This is a genomic window from Kribbella sp. NPDC051770, from assembly GCF_040681455.1.
In the GTDB taxonomy this organism is placed as follows: domain Bacteria; phylum Actinomycetota; class Actinomycetes; order Propionibacteriales; family Kribbellaceae; genus Kribbella.
Map to the genome: position 1 here is coordinate 316,212 of NZ_JBFAYT010000004.1, position 16,491 is coordinate 332,702.

General features: G+C 70.7%; 12 protein-coding genes. 2 read left to right on the top strand and 10 right to left on the bottom strand.

From position 1 onward, the window contains the following. Positions 1–1,347 carry a serine hydrolase domain-containing protein gene (locus AB0M01_RS16335; protein WP_363670004.1) on the bottom strand — a complete coding sequence of 449 codons (1,347 nt, stop codon included), beginning with the start codon at positions 1,345–1,347 and terminating at the stop codon, positions 1–3. Positions 1,348–1,420: 73 nt separating this feature from the next. Between AB0M01_RS16335 and AB0M01_RS16340 the strand changes: the two genes are divergently transcribed. Further along, positions 1,421–4,711, top strand: coding sequence for a BTAD domain-containing putative transcriptional regulator (locus AB0M01_RS16340; RefSeq protein WP_363670006.1), 3,291 nt, complete (start codon positions 1,421–1,423; stop codon positions 4,709–4,711). Here the strand turns inward: AB0M01_RS16340 and AB0M01_RS16345 are convergent. The 5 genes from AB0M01_RS16345 to AB0M01_RS16365 all read right to left on the bottom strand — a co-directional run bounded on the left by AB0M01_RS16345 (position 4,662) and on the right by AB0M01_RS16365 (position 9,396). Next, a complete protein-coding gene (locus AB0M01_RS16345; protein ID WP_363670008.1) occupies positions 4,662–5,318 on the bottom strand; it encodes a TetR/AcrR family transcriptional regulator in 657 nt (218 codons plus the stop codon). The genes AB0M01_RS16340 and AB0M01_RS16345 overlap by 50 nt on opposite strands. A 130-nt stretch (positions 5,319–5,448) precedes the next feature. Continuing rightward, the gene (locus AB0M01_RS16350) at positions 5,449–6,279 is read right to left on the bottom strand and encodes an ABC transporter permease (protein ID WP_363670011.1); all 831 of its coding nucleotides are present in this window, start codon (positions 6,277–6,279) and stop codon (positions 5,449–5,451) included. Then, positions 6,276–7,262: an ATP-binding cassette domain-containing protein gene (locus AB0M01_RS16355; RefSeq protein WP_363670013.1), complete on the bottom strand. Its 987-nt coding sequence runs from the start codon at positions 7,260–7,262 to the stop codon at positions 6,276–6,278. Before AB0M01_RS16355 ends, AB0M01_RS16350 begins: the two co-directional genes overlap by 4 nt. A 101-nt stretch (positions 7,263–7,363) precedes the next feature. Further along, positions 7,364–8,680, bottom strand: a complete 1,317-nt coding sequence (locus AB0M01_RS16360; protein WP_363670015.1) for an MFS transporter — start codon at positions 8,678–8,680, stop codon at positions 7,364–7,366. Then, positions 8,677–9,396 carry a GntR family transcriptional regulator gene (locus tag AB0M01_RS16365; protein WP_363670017.1) on the bottom strand — a complete coding sequence of 240 codons (720 nt, stop codon included), beginning with the start codon at positions 9,394–9,396 and terminating at the stop codon, positions 8,677–8,679. Before AB0M01_RS16365 ends, AB0M01_RS16360 begins: the two co-directional genes overlap by 4 nt. A 213-nt stretch (positions 9,397–9,609) precedes the next feature. Between AB0M01_RS16365 and AB0M01_RS16370 the strand changes: the two genes are divergently transcribed. Continuing rightward, the gene (locus AB0M01_RS16370) at positions 9,610–11,067 is read left to right on the top strand and encodes a S8 family serine peptidase (protein WP_363670019.1); all 1,458 of its coding nucleotides are present in this window, start codon (positions 9,610–9,612) and stop codon (positions 11,065–11,067) included. Positions 11,068–11,134: 67 nt separating this feature from the next. Here the strand turns inward: AB0M01_RS16370 and AB0M01_RS16375 are convergent, their stop codons facing one another. The 4 genes from AB0M01_RS16375 to AB0M01_RS16390 form a co-directional block, all read right to left on the bottom strand. Beyond that, positions 11,135–12,598: a dihydrolipoamide acetyltransferase family protein gene (locus AB0M01_RS16375; RefSeq protein ID WP_363670021.1), complete on the bottom strand. Its 1,464-nt coding sequence runs from the start codon at positions 12,596–12,598 to the stop codon at positions 11,135–11,137. Further along, positions 12,598–13,575, bottom strand: a complete 978-nt coding sequence (locus AB0M01_RS16380) for an alpha-ketoacid dehydrogenase subunit beta (RefSeq protein ID WP_363670022.1) — start codon at positions 13,573–13,575, stop codon at positions 12,598–12,600. Before AB0M01_RS16380 ends, AB0M01_RS16375 begins: the two co-directional genes overlap by 1 nt. Further along, on the bottom strand, positions 13,575–14,642 hold the full coding sequence (pdhA, locus tag AB0M01_RS16385) for a pyruvate dehydrogenase (acetyl-transferring) E1 component subunit alpha (RefSeq protein ID WP_363670574.1): 1,068 nt from the start codon (positions 14,640–14,642) through the stop codon (positions 13,575–13,577). The genes AB0M01_RS16380 and pdhA overlap by 1 nt, the downstream gene beginning before the upstream one ends. Before the next feature lie 452 nt (positions 14,643–15,094). Further along, on the bottom strand, positions 15,095–16,351 hold the full coding sequence (locus AB0M01_RS16390; RefSeq protein WP_363670024.1) for a phytase: 1,257 nt from the start codon (positions 16,349–16,351) through the stop codon (positions 15,095–15,097). Between the last annotated feature and the right edge of the window lie 140 nt (positions 16,352–16,491).

The window sequence follows — 16,491 nt, forward strand, 5'->3', positions numbered from 1 at the left end:
CTACAGGTGCTGGCCGAAGGCCAGTGGCTCGCGGGTGCACAGGTACGTTGCCCAGTTCAACTTCGTCGGTACGCCGTCGGCGTCGCGGGTGATCCGGAGCAGTTCGCCGGTTTCGCGGCCGGAGACCGTTCGGTAGACGTCGGTCGAGATCTGCTCGAAGACGGCCGGGGCGGTGTAGTCCGCGGCGGCCGGGGACTTGGCTTCCAGGTGGCCTTCGCGGACCGAGAAGACGAACGGCTGGCCCTCGGTGAACCAGGTGCCGAGGACGCCGGCCAGCTCCGGCGGGACCGTCGTACCGGGGGTCCAGGGCTCGGGGAGGACCGGGTCGTCGTCGAGGACCTTGATCGCCAGGTCGGCGGCCAGGGCGGCCGGGGACGGGGCCGCGGTGGTGTTCATCAGCGCGATCCCCGCCGTACCGGACGGGCGGTGCAGGAAGGTGCCGGTGATGTGGCCGGGCATGCCGCCGGTGTGGCCGATGAACACGCGCTCGCCGATCCGGAGCAGCATGAAGCCGAGGCCGAAGCCGAGCTGCCAGCGGTCCAGGTCGGCCATGATCTGCGGCTGGCACATCTCCTCGACGGTGTCCTTGGACAGGATCTCGTCGGTCGGGTCGGCCAGGAACGCCGTCCACTTCGCCAGGTCCGCGGCGGTGCTGGCGAGGCCGCCGCAGGCGTCCATCGCGCCGAGCGAGAGCAGCGGCTCCGGCACCGGGACGTCGCTGAACGGCGGCACGTAGTACCCGGAGGCGGCCGGGCCGCCGTCCAAGCCGACCGTGGTCCGGTTCATCTCCAGCGGCCGCAGGATGCGGGCGCTGATCGACTCGTACCAGGACTTGCCGTCGAGGCGCGCGATGATCTCGCCGAGCACGGAGTAGACCAGGTTGGAGTAGTGGAAGCGGTGGTGCGGCTTGCCGATCCGCTCGGCCTCGTTCCAGCCGGAGATCAGCTCGGCGCGGTCCGGGAAGGCCATCACGTCCCAGACGTCGCCGACCGGTTCGCGCTGCATGCCGCTGACGTGGCTGAGCATCTGCCGCACGGTGACGCCCGCGTGCTTGCTCTCCGGGACGAACTTCTCGACCGTGTCGTCGAGGCTGAGCTTGCCCTCGTCGCGCAGCGCCATGACCGTGACCGCGGTGAACGTCTTGCTGTGCGAGGCGATCAGGTACTGCGTGTCGGCGGTCGGCGCGACGCCCGGAGCGTCCAGCGAGGCCGACCCGACCCCGTCCGACCAGGCGAGCTTGCCGCCCCGGGCGACGGCCCCGACGAGACCGGGCACCCGGCCCTTGGTCTGACGCTCGGTGATGATCCGGGTGAGGGCTGTCTGCGTTGCGGCGGCGATGTCGGTCACAGGAGCCGACCTTAGCCCGGGTCAGGTGACAAACGGCAGGGGGTTTGAGCGGGTGCTGTGGGAGGCTGGGTGGGTGCGCATAGCGGTGCTCGGTCCACTCGCGATGTGGGCGGCCGACGGTACTCCGCTGGACGTCCGCGGTGTCCGGCTGCGTGGATTGCTGGCCAGGCTCGCTCTCGGCGCCGGGAAGCCTGTAGGTGTGGACACGCTGGTCGACGGGTTGTGGGGCAGCGAGGCGCCCAGCGCCAACGCTCTGCAGTCGCTGGTCTCCCGGCTGCGGGCCGGGCTGCCCGCGACCGAGTCGAGCATCTCCGTCCAGTCCGGTCCGGCCGGGTACACGCTGACGATCGGGCCGGACTGCGTCGACGCGGTCCAGTTCGAGGAGCTGGCTCGGCGTGGGCGGCAGCTGCTCACGAGCGACCCGGCCGAGGCGCGGTCGGTGCTGTCGCAGGCCGACCGGCTCTGGCGGGGTGAAGCGCTGGCGGACCTGCGGGACCTGCCGTTCGCGCAGGTCGAGGCGGACCGGCTGACCGAGCTGCGTCTGGGCACCGCGGAGGACCTGGCCGAGGCAGGGATCGCCACCGGGCACGCCCGCGACGTGGTGGCCGACCTGGAGCGGCTCACCCTCGCGCACCCGTTGCGGGAGCGGCCGCACGAGCTGCTGATCCGTGCGCTCGCTGCCGACGGGCGGCAGGCCGAGGCGCTCGCGGCGTACGAGCGAGTCCGTACGACGCTCGCCGAGGAACTCGGGGCGGACCCGGGGTCGCGGCTGCGCGACGTGCACGTGGCGGTGCTGCGGGGAGACGAGCTGGACCCGCCGCCGGCGTCGGCCGGCGTACCGGCTGTTGCTCCTGCGCCGGCGGCCCCGAAGAGCAACCTGCGGGCACCGCTGACCAGCTTCGTCGGGCGGACCGAGGACGTGGCCGAGCTGTCGCGGCAGCTGAGCGACGGGACCCGGCTGGTGACGATGGTCGGGCCAGGTGGCGCCGGCAAGACCCGGCTGGCCACCGAGACCGGCCGGACGCTGGTGAACCAGGCCGGTGACGGCATCTACTTCGTCGAGCTCGCGCCACTGGCCGAAGCGGCCGACGTGGCCCCGACGCTGCTGTCGGCGCTGGGCGCGAGCGAGTACGTCGACACCATCCAGACCACGCTGACGCCGAAGCGGCTCCCCACCAGCCGGGCGGCCACGGACCGGCTGGTCGAGGTCATCGCGGACCGCCAGATCCTGCTCGTGCTCGACAACTGCGAGCACCTGATCCAGGAGGTCGCCGGGCTGGTCGACTCGCTGCTCGCGCAGTGCGCGCGGCTGCGGGTGCTGACCACCAGCCGCGAGCCGCTGGGCATCCCCGGCGAGCACCTGCACCAGGTCGGCCCGCTGGAGCTGCCGCCGGTCGACGCGACCGACGACGACTACCCGGCCGTCCGGCTGTTCGTCGACCGGGCTCGCGCGGTCCGGCCCGACTTCGCCGTCACCGACGCGAACCGGCAGGCGATCGCCGAGATCTGCCGCCGGCTCGACGGGATGCCGCTGGCGATCGAGCTGGCCGCTGCCCGGCTGCGGGCGCTGACGCCACTGGCGATCGTTGACCGGCTGAACGACAGGTTCCGCCTGCTGACCAGTGGCAGCCGTACGGCGTTGCCGCGGCACCAGACGCTGCGGGCCGTCGTGGAGTGGAGCTGGGACCTGCTGGAGCCGGACGAGCAGGCAGTCGCTCGTCGCCTGTCGCGCTTCTCCGGCGGAGCCACGCTGGAGGCCGCTGAGCAGGTCTGCAGCGGGCCGGACCTGCCGCCGGAGGCTGTGCTCGGCGTACTGGCTTCGCTGGTGGACAAGTCGCTCGTCGAGGCAGCCGCCGATGACAGGTCGGTCCGGTACCGCATGCTCGAGACAGTCAAGGCGTACGGCGCTGAGCAGCTCGCTGCCGCCGGTGAGGTCGACCAGGTGCGGCAGGCGCACGCGGCGTACTTCGGTGACCTGCTGCGCAAGGCGGAGCCGAAGCTGCGGACCGGTGACCAGCTGCAGTGGATGGCGCGGATGGACGCCGACAACGAGAACCTGCTGGACGCGCTGCGCACCGAGATCGACTCCGGCCGGGCCAACGAATCGCTGGAGCTGGTGGCGATCCTCGGCCAGTACTGGAACATGCGCGGCCGGCCGTCGGAGGCGGTGACCTGGTTCGAGGCGGCGCTCGCCGTACCGGGGCCGACCAAGCCGATGGCCCGGGCGCTGACCGTGATGCTCTACTCGATCGGCACGCTGTCCAACGGCGCCGACCCGTCGGACTCCGTCACCCGGGCGATCCGCGGTCTCGCGGAGGTCCGGATGCTCAGCCGGCGGCACCAGGAGGTGCGGCACTCGGCGGTCGGCTGGTTCACCAACGCCGCGTGGGCCGCGTTCCGCCGCGACAAGGCGACCTCCTTCCGGCAGCTGGAGGAGGCCCGCGAGAGCAGCGACGCCTGGACCCGGAACATGGCCGGGATGATGGCGGCGATGTTCCGCGAGAACGAGGGCGACGTCGAGCAGATGGCGGCCGACCTGCAGAGCGCGCTCGACGGGTTCCGCGCCCTCGGTGACCGCTGGGGTACGTCGCTGGCGCTGCGCGGGCTCGCCGCGCACGCGGGGACGCACGGCGACCACCAGACCGCGCTCGACGCGCTGACCGAGGCGATGCGGCTGACGGGCGAGCTGGGGACCAGCGAGGGGATGCCGCAGCTGCTCGGCCAGGCGGCGCTGAGCCGCGCCGAGCTGGGCGACCTCGACGGCGCGTGGGCCGACATCCGCGAGGCGCAGCAGCTCGCCACCACGACCGGTGGCCGCGGCGGCCAGGGCATCGCGCTGATGGGGATGGCCGCGCTGAACCGGCTGTCCGGGAAGCTCGACGAGGCACGGGAGCTGGCCGAGCAGGCACTGGCGACGCTCGACCCGCAGGCCGAGCGGATGGCACCGCACGGCGAGGCGATGGTGCGCGCCGAGCTGGCCCGGGTATTGGTTGCCCAGGGCGACCTTTCCGGCGCGCGCCGGAACGTCGAGCCGGCCGTCGCGCTGGCGCTGACCACCGAGGACATGCCGATCGCGTCGGCGGTCGTCGAGGTGGCCGCGTCGGTGGAGCTGATGGGCGGCGACGCCGAGCTGGCCGCGCGGACTCTTGGTCTGGCGACGGCGCTGCGCGGCGTACGGGCGATCCCGGACAGCTGGGTTCGGCGTACGGTCGAGGACACCGTCGCGGCGCTGGGCGAGGAACGCTACGAGACCGCGTTCCGGTCCGGGGCGGGACTGGGCCACGACGACGCGATCGACGAGCTGCGCAAGCGGTTCACCCTGCCGACGGGTCGCCGTCGCGGGGGTCTGCTGTCATCAGACTGACCGCCAGGTCGCGCAGCGCCACCACGACCTCCTCCTCGGGCGGTCGCGGGTCGGCCAGCATCCAGTCGTAGACGACGGTGTTGACCGCGCCCATGAACGACAGCCCGATGAACCGGAAGTTCTTCCGGCTGATCTCGCCCCGGGCCACCGCGTCCTCGCCGACCGACACCACGCTGGAGATCAGCAGCTCGCGGAACGCGATCCGCTGCTCCTCCACCGCCGGGCTGGCGCCGACCACCTCGACGAACGAGATCCGGGCCCGGCGCAGATCGGTCATGATGGTCCGCAGGTAGCCGTCGACGGCCGCCGTGATCCGCTCCCGGACCGGCGCGTCCCTGGTCGCGGCCAGCGCGTCCCCCGTACTGCGCACCCCCAGCTCGATCACCTGGGCGTGCACCGCGAGCAGTACGGCTTCCTTGTTCTGGAACTCGTGGTAGAAGTGCCGGGTCGACACTTTCGCCTGTGCACACAGGCGTTCCACCGAGGTCGCGGGATACCCTTCGGTCCCGAACAGCTCCAGAGCGGCGTCCAGCAGGCGCTCCCGCCTGGCGGCCTTCCACTCGTCGACCGAGCGTCCGGAGTACCGGCGCACGGAGGGATCGCTCATAACACCTCTTGTCGCTACCCCGTGCGTGACCAGCTCATCTTAGTCACTCTGTGCGAGCTGTTGTCAGCACCCGGGGCAGCGATGGCGAGTTCTCGATGACGGAAAGTGAAAGGCTTGTTTTTCGTATCGGTCAGGTGCGCTTGCGGTAGGCGCGGATCGCCAGCGGAGCGAAGACCGCGACCAGGCCGACCATCCAGGCCAGCGTGACCAGCAGCGGCTTCTGCAGGTCGCCGCCGATCATCAGGCCGCGCATCGCGTCGGCCAGGTAGGTGATCGGGTTGATCTTGGTCCAGGCCTGCAGGAAGCCCGGCAGCGTGCTGGTCTGGACGAAGATGTTGCTGCCGAAGGTGAGCGGGAACATCACCAGGAACGCGACGCCCTGGACGCCCTGCGCGGTCTTCAGCTTCAGGCCGAGCCAGACCCAGACCCAGCACAGCGACAGCGCGAAGGCCAGCACCAGCAGGCAGGCCAGCAGGCCGTAGCCGACGCCGTTCTCGAACCGGAAGCCGAGCGCGAAACCGGTCACCATCAGGATCACGATCGAGGTCAGGTAGCGCACGGTGTCACCGAGCACCGCGCCGACCAGCGGCGAGACCCGGGCGATCGGCAGGCTGCGGAAGCGGTCGAAGACGCCCTTGGCGAAGTCGTCGTTCAGCGCGACACCGGTGCCCAGCGTGGAGAACACCACCGACTGCACCAGGACACCGGGCAGCAGGAACGGCAGGTAGTCGTGCCAGGTGCCGCCGGCCTGGCCGCTGATCGCGCCGCCGAAGACGAACAGGAACAGCAGCAGGAAGATGATCGGCTGGAACGTGACGTCGGCCAGCGCCTCGGGGTTCTGCCGGATCCGGACGATGTTGCGCCAGGCAAGGGTGAGGCTCTGCTCGACCCAGGCGAACGGGCGGTTCCGGCGTACGGCGTGCTGCGGGGTGGTGCTCGGGGTGAGGGTGGCGGTGCTCATCGGCCCGCTCCTTCCAGGACTGCGGTGGACTCTTTCTCGGCGGTGTGACCGGTCAGGGCGAGGAAGACCTCGTCCAGGCTGGGCAACCGCAGTGACAGCTCGGTGACGGCGATGCCCTCCTCGTCGAGGCGCCGTACGACGACCGGCATCGAGGTGCCGTCGCTGACCGGCACGCTGACCAGGGCGTTGACGACGTCGACGGTGGGCCGGGTGCCGGTCGACTCCGCGACGATCGCGGCGACCCGCTCCAGGTGACCGGGCTCGGCCGGGCGGACGTCGAGCGACTGCTTGCCGGCCTGCGCCTTCAGCTCGGCCGGACGGCCGGCGGCGACCACGCTGCCCTTGTCGAAGACCATGATCGAGTCGGCCAGCGCGTCGGCCTCCTCCAGGTACTGCGTGGTCAGCAGGACCGTCGTACCGTCCAGGACCAGGTTGCGGACGGTGTCCCAGACGCCGTTGCGGGCGTGCGGGTCGAGGCCGGTGGTCGGCTCGTCCAGGTAGAGGATGCTCGGGTTGCCGACCAGGCTCGCGGCCAGGTCGAGCCGGCGGCGCATCCCGCCGGAGTAGGTCTTGGCGATCCGGTCGCCGGCGTCGGTCAGCTCGAAGCGCTCGAGCAGCTCGTCGGCCCGGCTCTTGGCGTGCGGGCGGGACAGGCCGATCAGGCGGCCGATCATGACCAGGTTGCGGCGGCCGGACATGTCCTCGTCGACCGAGGCGTACTGCCCGGTCAGGCCGATGATCTCGCGGACCTTGCCGGCCTCGCGAACCACGTCGAAGCCGCCGACGGTGGCGTGCCCGGCGTCGGGCTGCAGCAGGGTGCCGAGGATCCGGACGGCGGTGGTCTTGCCGGCGCCGTTCGGTCCGAGCACCCCGAGCACGGTGCCGGTCGGCACGGTCAGGTCGACGCCGTCCAGCGCCGTGGTGCTGCCATATCGCTTGACCAGGCCTTCGGCCACGATGGCGGGCTGGTTCGGTGTGGGCATTTCGGTTCCTCCAGATGACTTCGTGTCTCTGGGAACCACCGTCCACCCGGGCGCTGGCACCGCCCTGGCACTCGGCTGACAGCCGGTGCCAGGGCGCTGGCTCAGCCCTTCAGCGGCATGATCTTGTTGGCCAGCAGCGCTTGGTACGCGTCCGGGTTGTACCGGGCCAGGTGGCCGCGGGCCTTCCGCCGGTACTTCAGGATCTGCCGCGTCCCGACCGCCCACAGCACGTACTGGAAGGCCAGCGCGAACTTGAAGTCGCCGATCTCCTGCGGAGCACCACCGGAGGAGACGTCGAGCAGGATCCCGACCATCCCGATGCAGATCAGCGTCGCGATGAAGCCGCCGGTGTTCACCATCCCGTTCGCCGCGCCGAAGCGCGTCGACGGGTTGAACGTCCGGGCGTAGTCCAGGCCGAGCATCGACCCGGGACCACCAGCAGCCTGTACGACGATCAGAAGCAGCAGCACCGGCATCGGCGCCTGCCCCGGCCAGAGCAGCACGACCGTCCACATCAGCACCGAACCGCTGATCACGGCCAGCACGATCCAGGACCGGTAGAACGGGAAGCGCGCGGCGTACCGGCCGACCAGCGGGCCGTAGAACAGGCCGGCCAGGACCGGCAGGATCAGCAGCGCCGCGGCCGTCGTCGGGGCGAGCCCCTGACCGCGGACGAGGAACGGGTAACCCCAGAGCAGGCCGAAGGTCGAGCCGGAGAAGCTGGTCGTGAAGTGCGTCCACAGGCCGAGGCGGGTGCCGGGCTCGCGCCAGGCGCGGCGCAGGTTGTGGCGGACCTCGGTGAGCGACTGCTTGGTGCGGTGCAGCGGTTCGTCGTACGGGGTGTCCTTGATCAGGAACAGGACGGCGACGCCGGTGACCAGGCTGAGCACGCTGGCGCCGGCGAACGTGCCGGTCCAGCCGAAGGCGTGGAAGGCGGCGGCCATCGGGACCGTCGAGACGATCGCGCCGATGCCGCCGAGCATGCCGGTCGCCTGCGACATCACCGGCTGGCGGAGCGCGGGGAACCAGGACATCACCACGCGGAGCACGCTGATGAAGACCAGCGCGTCGCCGACGCCGAGGACCGCTCGCGCGGCGAGCGCCGCCGGGTACGAGTCGACCAGGCTGAACGCCGACTGGGCGACGAAGAGCAGACCGGAGGCGGCGATCAGCAGCCGCTTCGAGCCGTACCGGTCGAGCAGGACGCCGACCGGGACCTGCATCGCGGCGTACACGGTGAGCTGGACGACGGTGAAGCTGGCCAGCGCCGAGGCGGAGATGTGGAAGCGTTCGGCCGCCTGCAGACCGGCGACGCTCATCGAGCCGCGGTGCAGGACGGTGACCATGTACGTGACGACGGCAGCCGTCCAGACCGCCCAGGCGCGCCGGCCGCCCAGGGGGAAGAGGAGCTCGGTCACCGCACCCCTCGCAGATCCGCCGCGGCGACCTCGATGTGGGACACGACCAGCTCGCGGAACCGCTTCACGCTGTTCCCGCCGAGCGCCTCGATCATCTCGGCGTGGGCGGCGATCGACTTGTCCATCCGGGCCGGCTGGACCTCGATCCCGGGCACGCCCATCCGGACCTGGCGGTCGCGCAGGCTGTTGTAGAGCTTGGCCAGGATCTCGTTCCCGGCGGCGCCGACGATCGCCTCGTGGAAGGCCCGGTCGGCCTCCAGGAAGCTCTTCGCGTCCCCGGTACGCCGGTGCGCGCGCATCTCGTCGACCTTCGCGGTCAGCGTCTCGATCAGCTGCTTGCGGCGCGGCCAGACCTTCGCCGCCGCGTGCGTCTCGATCAGCTCGCGGGCCTCGAGCACGTCGTTGATCTCCTGCGGCAGCACCGGCAGGACCAGCGCGCCCTTCTTCGGGTACAGCTTGACCAGGCCGGACTCCTCGAGCCGCAGCAGCGCCTCGCGGACCGGCGTACGGGAGACGCCGACGGCAGTTGCCAGCTCCCCCTCGGTGAGCAGCTCGCCGCCCGGGTAGACCCGGTCCAGGATCGCTGCCTTCACGTACGCGTAGACCCGCTCCGCGGCCGGGATCTTCTCCACCCCCGGCGCCTGCTCGACCACCACCCGGGCGATCTCGGCCGTCTCGTCCCCCAGCACCGGCAGCTCGCCGGGCACCCCGCTCACCACAACACTCCTCTTCCTCGGAAACATACGACTGGTATCTCTGTTGTATCTATCTTACCAGTCGACCGTTTGATCCACATTCTGTGGATAAAGCTGTGGACAAGGTGCGGGTATTCCCCTGTCCTGGCCGGGTCGGTGTCCGTGGCGGGCAATCCGATCTAGGCTCACCGGAGCGTTGCCGTCCCGTTTCGCTCTGTGTCCTGAGGAGAGAGTGTGCCCCGAAGCTCCCGTACCCGCCGGCTGAGCGCCGGCCTGGCGGTGGCGGCCCTGGCCTTCACCACCGCCGGTGCCGCGACCGCCGCCCAGGCGACCCCGTTCGCACCCTCGAGCAGCACCGCCGCCGCGGCAGAGCCCGGCGTGCTGATGAACTACGTGGTCAACACCAAGGCCTCGAAGGGGCACGTCAAGAAGGCCGAGAAGGCGGTCAAGGCGGCCGGCGGCACGGTCGTCACGTCGTACGACCAGCTCGGCGTGGTGATCGCGCAGTCGACCAACCCGGACTTCCGGACCGACGTCCGCAAGGGCCGCGACGGCCGTGAGGTCCAGTCGGTCGGCGCGACCCGGACCGCCGCCGTGTCCGAAGGACCTGTCGGCGCCGCGAAGAAGGCCGCCGCCAAGGGGCTGAACGCCGGCGAGGCGACCGTCGTACCGGACCCGGACGAGACCAAGCAGTGGGACATGGTCCAGATCAAGGCGGACCAGGCCCACCAGCTCACCGACGGCTCCAAGCGCGTGCTGGTCGGCGTCACCGACAGCGGCGTCGACGACACCCACCCGGACCTGGCGCCGAACTTCGACGCCAAGAACTCGGTCAACTGCACCGGTAACGGCGTACCGGACCGTACGCCGGGCGGCTGGCGCCCGACCACCAGCGCGCACGGCACCCACGTGGCCGGCACCATCGCCGCCGCCCGCAACGGCGTCGGCATCGTCGGCGTCGCACCGGGCGTCAAGATCGCCTCGGTCAAGGTCGTCAACGACGACGGCTACATCTACCCCGAGTACGCGATCTGCGGCTTCGTCTGGGCCGCCGAGCACCACATGGACGTCACCAACCACAGCTACTTCATCGACCCGTGGCAGTTCTGGTGCGACGACGACGGTGACCAGGGCGCGGTCCAGGAAGCCGTCCGGCGGGCGATGAACTACCAGACCAAGAAGGGCGTCCTGTCGGTCGCCGCGGCGGGCAACTCGAACTACGACCTGTCGAACAAGACCACCGACACGTCCAGCCCGAACGACAGCACGGCGGTGACCCGGGACATCAACAACGACTGCCTGGACATCCCGACCGAGCTGCCCGGCGTCATCACCGTCGCCAGCACCACCCAGGCCGGCGTCAAGAGCAGCTTCTCGAACTTCGGGCTCCGCTCGATCGACGTCGCCGCTCCGGGCAGCAGCATCCTGTCGACGCTGCCCGGTGGTGGCTACGGAACGATGAGCGGTACGTCGATGGCGTCCCCGCACGTCGCCGGCGTCGCCGCGCTGATGAAGTCGACGCACCCGTGGTGGGGCCCGCGCGACCTGGAGAAGGCGCTGCAGCGTCAGGCCGACGACACCGCCTGCCCGACGACCACGCCGGACGCGCGCTGCACCGGTACGACGGCTCGCAACGCGTTCTACGGCGAGGGCATCGCGGACGCGCTGGACGCGGTCAAGCGCTTCTGGTGAACCACCGCTGAAAGCTGAAAGAGGGGGTCCCCCGCCCGGGACCCCCTCTTTCCTTTTGTCTCTGTTGTCAGAACATCAGCGCGCGGGCCGGGTCTTCCAGGATGCTCGCGACGTCGGCGAGGAAGGTCGAGCCCTTCTCGCCGTCGATCAGGCGGTGGTCGAACGACAGCGCCAGCGTGGTGATCCAGCGCGGGACGATCTCGTCGTCCACCACCCACGGCTGCTTGCGGACCGCGCCGAAGGCGAGGATCGCCGCTTCACCGGGATTGATGATCGGCGTCCCGGCGTCGACGCCGAAGACGCCGACGTTGGTGATCGTGAACGACCCACCGGCCTGGTCGGCCGGGGAGGTCTTGCCCTCGCGGGCGGTCGCGACCAGGCCGTTCAGCGCGCCGCACAGCTCGGGCAGCGTGAGCGACTCGGCGCCCTTGATGTTCGGGACGATCAGGCCGCGCGGAGTGGCCGCGGCGATGCCGAGGTTGACGGCGCCCTTGAGGACGATCTCCTGGTTGGCTTCGTCCCACGCCGCGTTGACGATCGGCGTACGGCGGGCCGCCAGCGTGACCGCCTTGGCGACGATCAGGAGCGGGGAGACGCGGAGGTCCTTGAAGGCCTTGTCGGTCTTCAGCCGCTCGACGAGCTCCATGGTGGCGCTGACGTCGACGGTGATCCACTCGGTGACGTGCGGGGCGGTGAACGCGCTGTTCACCATGGCTTGGGCCATCACCTTGACGACACCCTTGACGGGGATCCGGACGTCGCCGGCTGCCGGTCGTACGGCGACGTGCTCCGGCGCGGCGAAGCCGGCGCTCCCGGCGGCCGGCGCCTCTTCGACCCCGGCGCCGACGGTGTGGTTCTCCACGTCCGCGCGGGTGATGATCCCGCCCGGGCCGGTCGGGACGACCGAGCCGAGGTCGATGCCGAGGTCCTTGGCGAGCTTGCGGACCGGGGGCTTGGCCAGCACATGAAGGTTGCTGGAGGCAACTGCTGCGGCTGCGTGAGCCGGAGCGGGGGCCGGTACTTGAGCTGGGGCGGCGACGACCGGCGCGGGTGCGGGCACCGGCGCGGCTACGGGTGCCGCTGCGGCTACGGATGCCGGCGCCGCTACGGGTGCCGCTGCGGCCGCGGGCGCTCCGCCCTTGCGCGGGCGGCGCTTGGCTTCCGTCGTGCGCGGTCCGTAGCCGACGAGCACCGCCGTGCGGCCCGTGCCCGCGTTGTCCAGGTCGGGGACCAGGTCTTCCTTGGGCGTACCGCCACCGACCGGCGGCGTCAGGTCGCCCGGCGTCGCGTCGGCGGTCTCGACGGCGATGATCGGCGTACCGACCGGGACCGTCTCGCCCTCCGGCACGAGCAGCTCGGTGACGGTACCGGCGTACGGCACCGGGAGCTCGACCAGCGACTTGGCGGTCTCGATCTCGACGACGGTGTCGTTGAGCTTGACCGTGTCGCCGGGCTTGACCTTCCAGCTGACGATCTCGGCCTCGACCAGACCTTCGCCGACGTCGGGGAGGCGGAACTGCTGGATGCCCATCAGTACCCCATCACCCGGTCGACACCATCGAGCACCCGGTCCAGGTCGGGCAGGTACTCCTCCTCCATCCGCGACGGCGGGTAGGGAGTGTCGTACCCGGCGACCCGGAGCACCGGCGCCTCCAGGTGGTAGAAGCACTCCTCGGTGATCCGCGCCGCGACCTCGGCCCCGGGGCCGAGCGAGAACGGCGCCTCGTGCACGATCACCGCGCGCCGGGTCTTCTTCACCGAGTCGAAGATCGTCCGCAGGTCCAGCGGCGAGATCGTCCGCAGGTCGACGACCTCCAGGTTGCGCCCGTCCTCGAGCGCGGCCTCGGCGGCCTGCAGGCAGGTCTTGACCATCGGGCCGTAGCAGAACAGCGTCGCGTCGGTGCCCTCGCGGACCACCTTCGCCTTGTGCAGCGGCAGCGCCGGCGGCACGCTCTCGTCGAGCTCGGCCTTCTCGTGGTAGCGCCGCTTGGGCTCCAGGAAGACGACCGGGTCGTCGGAGGTGATCGCCTGCTGGATCATCCAGTACGCGTCCACCGGGTCGCCGCAGGCGACGACCTTGAGGCCGGCGATGTGCGCGAACAGCGTCTCCGGCGACTCCGAGTGGTGCTCGACCGCGCCGATGCCGCCGCCGAACGGGATCCGGATCACGATCGGCATCCGCAGCTTGCCCATCGACCGGTAGTGGATCTTGGCCACCTGGTTGATGATCTGGTCGTACGCCGGGAAGACGAACCCGTCGAACTGGATCTCGCAGACCGGCCGGTAGCCGCGCAGCGCCAGGCCGACCGCGGTCCCGATGATCCCGGACTCGGCCAGCGGGGTGTCGATCACCCGGTCCTCGCCGAAGTCCTTCTGCAGGCCCTCGGTGACCCGGAAGACCCCGCCGAGCTTGCCGATGTCCTCACCCAGGATGACGACCTTGGGGTCGTTCTCCATCGCGGCCCGCAGGCCCGCGTTGATGCCCTTGCCGAGACTGATCTTCGTCATCACCGGGCCTCGCCTTCGAAGGAAGCGGCGTACGCGGCGAACTGGTCACGCTGCTCGGCCAGCTCGTCCGGCATCTCGACGTACACGTGCTGGAAGAACTCGGTCAGCTCCGGGTCCGGCATCGCCAGGCAGCCGCGGCGCAGCTCGGCCGCGACCTGGTCGGCCTCGGCGTCGACCTGGTCGAAGAAGTCGTGCTCGACGCCGGCCTGGCGGGCCAGGTAGGCCTTGACGCGCTCGATCGGGTCCTTGAGCTTCCAGTACTCCAGGTCCTCCGACAGGCGGTACTTGGTCGGGTCGTCGGAGGTGGTGTGCGCGCCCATCCGGTAGGTGTAGGCCTCGACGAGCGTCGGGCCGCTGCCCTCGCGGGCCCGCTTCAGGGCCTGCTGGGTGACCGCGTACGTCGCGAGCACGTCGTTGCCGTCGACGCGGACGCCGGGGAAGCCGAAACCGGCCGCGCGCTGGTACAGCGGGATCCGGGTCTGCCGGTCGATCGGCTCCGAGATCGCCCACTGGTTGTTCTGGCAGAAGAAGACCACCGGCGCGTTGAACACCGAGGCGTAGATGAACGCCTCGTTGACGTCGCCCTGGCTGCTGGCGCCGTCGCCGAAGTACGCGATCGTGGCCTCGCCGTTCTCGGCGTCGCCGACCGCGTGGTCGCGCTGCTGGCCCATCGCGTACCCGGTCGCGTGCAGCGTCTGGGCGCCGATCACGATCGTGTAGAGGTGGAAGTTGTTGTCGCGCGGGTCCCAGGCACCCTGGTCGACACCGCGGAACAGGCCGAGCAGGTTCAGCGGGTTCACACCCTGGCAGAACGCGACGCCGTGCTCCCGGTAGGTCGGGAAGACCATGTCCTTGGAGTTCAGCGCGCGGCCGGAACCGATCTGCGCCGCCTCCTGGCCGAGCAGCGAGGCCCACAGGCCCAGCTCACCCTGCCGCTGCAGCGCGGTCGCCTCGGTGTCGATCCGGCGGACCAGGGTCATGTCCCGGTAGAAGCCCTTGATCGCCTCGTCGTCGAGGTCGAACGAGTAGTCCGGGTGCTCGACGCGCTCACCTTCGGGCGTCAGCAGCTGGACGAACTCGACCTCCTCGGAGGCCTGTGGGGGACTGACCGGCGCCTCGACGGGCGCGAACACTTCCGGGGCAAGGCCCGGCACCGACTCACTCACATGCACTCCTCGGGTTCGAGCGCGGGATCGCCGCGACCGCAACTTGCACGCTGCCCGGCCTGACCAGCCGGGTGAGGCCTCGCAGGCGGACCACGTGGATCCAGGGGTTGATGCACCGTCCGGCAGTGAACCTCCTCACTGGTACCACTGCCCATCTTGCCGGACACCGTACCCAGCGGATCGTTGATCCGCTAACTGTCTGGACGCCAACTCGTACGCCGGTACCGAAACGCGTGCCGCGTTGAGACACCAGTCCATCAGGTGGTCAGGTCCGGGGCCCTGCGCACGCTCGGGGCGGGCGATGTGACGCCAGTTGCCCACCCCGAGTGTTTTGTGTCACAGGTTCGTACCGATCAGGGCAACTGCTCGCGCCGGACCAGTTTGAAATTGGTCCCCTCCCGGTCGCCGTCACCGGGGGTGTTCTCGCCGTCGTGCACCGCGAGCAGCCCGTGCGGGAAGCGGGCGCCCAGCGACTTGGTCGTCACGGCCGCGCCGTCGCTGTGCTGGACGCCGTCGCTCGCCTTGCCGTCGACGACCTGGAAACCGGCCCGGTAGGTGATCCCCCGGGCGTCGAGCCGGTAGACGGCGAAGGTGGAGTCGCCCTGGCTCGACGCGTACAGCGTCTTGCGGCCGTGCTCGTAGGCGATCGTCAGGCCCTCGGCGTCGGCGCTCAAGTGCTTGCCATCGTCAGCGGTGACCGGTCCGGTCGGGGCGCACTCCTCCGTCGTCTCGTCGTACGCCGCCGGCCGGCCGAACTCGCGGACCTTCTCCAGGAGCGCGGGCTTGCCGTGCAGCGGGACGCGCCAGATGCCGACGTCCTCCTGGGCGGCGTACAGGGTGCGGGTGGACTGGTCGAAGACCATGCCCTCGAACTGCGGGCGGTCGCCCGGGTCCTCGCACGGCGACCAGGTGCTGCCGTTGCGGAGCTTGAAGCTGGTCGGGAAGTCCCAGTGCGTGATCGGCTTGTAGGTGACCTTCGCGCCGTCCGCGACCAGGCGGAACAGCCCGACGCGGGCCTCGCTGCGCCGGGTGACGGCGACGAGCGGCCCGAGCGGGTCCGCGAGCACGGCGACGCCGTACGCCGTGCGCTGGTCCTGGACCTCGGTGGTGTCCTTGCTGAAGACGAGCGGCGCCTTGGCGCTGGTCACATCGGTGAGCAGCTTGTCCTTGGCGTCGGCGCCGCGGCGGTCCACGGAGTAGATCCGCAGCTGGTCCCGGCCGCGGTCGGTGACGACGGCCAGGTCGCGGAGGCGGCCGCCCAGTACGGCGTTCTGGACCAGGTCGACGTTGTTGAAGCGCCCGGGCTCCTGGCCCTCGACCGGCGCCGACGGCGTCGCGATGTGCTGGAGTTGCTTCCCGGTGAGGTCGACCGCGGTCAGCCCGCCGTTCTTGAGCGTCCCGAGCACGACGGACTTGTCCGGCCGGGTCGGGCTGACCCAGATCGCGGGGTCGTCGGCGTTGGCGTCGCCACCGGCCTCGTCGTCCCAGTTCGGCGCGGTCTCGGCGACGGCGCGGACCTCGGTCAGTCCGTTGTTCTGTACGGCGGTCGCGGGCACGGTCACTGCCGCGGCGGCCACCACCCCGGCCATCAGTACTCGGGTGCAGCGCATGTTCGGTCTCCTCACGGTTGGCGGTCACGATCGCGGCAGCCGGTGACCGCCGGTTGTCCGGTGCGTGAACCCGGCAGGAAACCGCTGCCGGGTGGCAGTCAAACCACTTGCCGCCGGCGCCCACGCGGCATAGCGTCAGC